Source organism: Staphylococcus sp. GDY8P57P, assembly GCF_017892585.1.
Taxonomy (GTDB): Bacteria; Bacillota; Bacilli; order Staphylococcales; family Staphylococcaceae; genus Staphylococcus; species Staphylococcus borealis.
On record NZ_JAESLK010000111.1, the window covers coordinates 1 to 2,086 of the forward strand.

Sequence of the window (2,086 nt, forward strand, 5' to 3'; positions counted from 1 at the left end):
GGAAATTTCCCAATTTTCTTATATTTAATAAACTCTTGCTCAGTTAAAAAATGGGCATGATGTTCTTTTAACCATTTAATTTGCTTTTCAAATTGCTCTTTAGTAATACTGTAGGTTGAAAGTTCTTTACTATTTGAAAATATAGATAAAAAGTCATCGAAAAAGTTATCGTTTCTAATGCGATGATAGTTTAAAGCAAGTGCGCTGTTTTCTTTGTATTTTATTTCCTTTTCTTTAGATTGAACTTTTTGGTTGTTCATTATTAAGTTTGAACTTATGATAATAAGCAATATCAAAGTAAATAATAGTAATCGTCTACTCATAGATTTCCTTTACTTCCTTTCAATTTTTGTGTGATAAGAGATAATGTTAGCAATGAGAAAGTAATTACTGCAAAAATTGCTATGAGTTTAAAAAGATAGTTTATATCATCAACTTCAATATTAAGTACTGTTCTTATCATTAGAACTGTTTCCACATTAATATGTAACAATGAACCACCAATCACTATAATCGCAGTACAACAATATAACCAGAACATAGCAGTGAAAAGAAGAACACATATTTCTTTTATTACATTTAAACTCGATTTTACCGTTTGATGTTTCCCCTGTCTGGACTTGACCATGTTGCATACACCCCTTTCTGCCTTTTTAAAGCTTTTGGAAAGGCAACAATTGCTACTAAAGCATTAAGAACCCAATACACAGTTGGGTACCAACTTAGAAAAACAACTATAAATACATTTATTTTTTCATATTTACTATCAATAATAAGAGAAATAATAAATTGAACTGTATTAATGAAAGTTAAAACAAATGCAGAAAGAATAATAATAGTGAATTGATATTCTAGATAATATATGTCTAAAAAATTTGCATTAATAATTGTCAAACCTAGTAATAGAACAACGCTATAAATCCAAATAAGCGAAAAAATTTGCTCAAAAAGTAAAAAGTACAACGGAAAATCAAAAGATTTAATTCCCTTTTTGAAATCCCTAATCAACACTTCTTGTCCACCTTGCGCCCATCTTACTCGCTGTTTCCAAAGACCTCCAATAGATTCAGGAACAAGCATCCAGCACAATGCCCGTGGCTCATACTTAATCTGAAATTTATCAATATGAAACTTCCACGATATAGCGATATCTTCAGTTATCATATCTATATCCCATTTCCCAACCTTTTCAACTGCTTCTTTTTTAAACAATGTAAAAACACCTGAAATTGTATTTATTTTTCCAGCAATGGATTGTGTTCTTTTAATACTACCTACCATACTTGCATATTCTATTGTTTGAATTTTACCTAATATAGAACTTTTATTTCTAATTCTAGGGTTGCCTGTTACGGCTGCAAGATTAGAATTTTTTTTGAAGTTTTCTATCATGAAATACGGTGCTTTTCCGTCAATGATTGTATCAGCATCGATGCCCATAACATAGTCATATGTCGCATACTTTATTCCTTCATTAAGAGCGTTAGCCTTGCCGTTATTTTCTTCTAAATTCACAAATACAAAATCTAATTTTTCTTTCAATTTTGACAGAATTTTTTCAGAATCATCAGAACTTCCGTCATTAATTACAATAATCTGTTTGTTCGGAAACTCTAAATTTAATATATTTTTAATCGTATCTTCAATTGTTTCTTCTTCGTTGTAGCAAGGTATTAAGAATGATATACCTTCTCCATATGTCCTATATGTAGGTTCATTTTTGTTTTTAATTTCCCTTAATAATGCGTAATATAGTGTCCCAATAATCCAATAAATCGACATGAACAGTGGATATAACAATAGCAAATTATATAGTTTCATTTAATCCTCCCTAACTAACCATCAATCATAATAATACGTCCAATGAAATTTAGCAAAATTTTATTCATTACATTTTTATTACTTTATAATTTTATTGTAATATAATTACATTGTTAAACTACTATATATGATAAGTAAACGCTAACACACCATTTTTTTTATAATAATGTTCTTTATTTTGTAATAATTTTGTAATAATTTTGTGATAGTAAATCACAAACTAAAAAGCGTATTCCATATCAATATGGAATACGCTTTTTAGTTT

The 2,086-nt window shown here is 28.3% G+C and carries 2 protein-coding genes and 1 pseudogene; all 3 read right to left on the reverse strand.

Features of this window, described 5'->3' with window-relative positions; translation table 11 throughout:
• Positions 1–323 (reverse strand): annotated as a pseudogene (locus KA878_RS13790) (intercellular adhesin biosynthesis polysaccharide N-deacetylase); the annotation flags it as partial.
• Complete coding sequence (locus KA878_RS13795) at positions 320–628, reverse strand: intracellular adhesion protein D (protein WP_210142232.1); 309 nt, start codon at positions 626–628, stop codon at positions 320–322. The gene KA878_RS13795 and the pseudogene KA878_RS13790, both read right to left, overlap by 4 nt.
• A complete protein-coding gene (icaA, locus tag KA878_RS13800; RefSeq protein WP_194375770.1) occupies positions 592–1,821 on the reverse strand; it encodes a poly-beta-1,6 N-acetyl-D-glucosamine synthase IcaA in 1,230 nt (409 codons plus the stop codon). Before icaA ends, KA878_RS13795 begins: the two co-directional genes overlap by 37 nt.
• Positions 1,822–2,086: the final 265 nt, after the last annotated feature.

Coding starts and splice junctions, on each gene's coding strand:
- KA878_RS13795 (WP_210142232.1), bottom strand. CDS start 628: ATGGTCAAGTCCAGACAGGGGAAACATCAAACGGTAAAATCGAGTTTA.
- icaA (WP_194375770.1), bottom strand. CDS start 1,821: ATGAAACTATATAATTTGCTATTGTTATATCCACTGTTCATGTCGATT.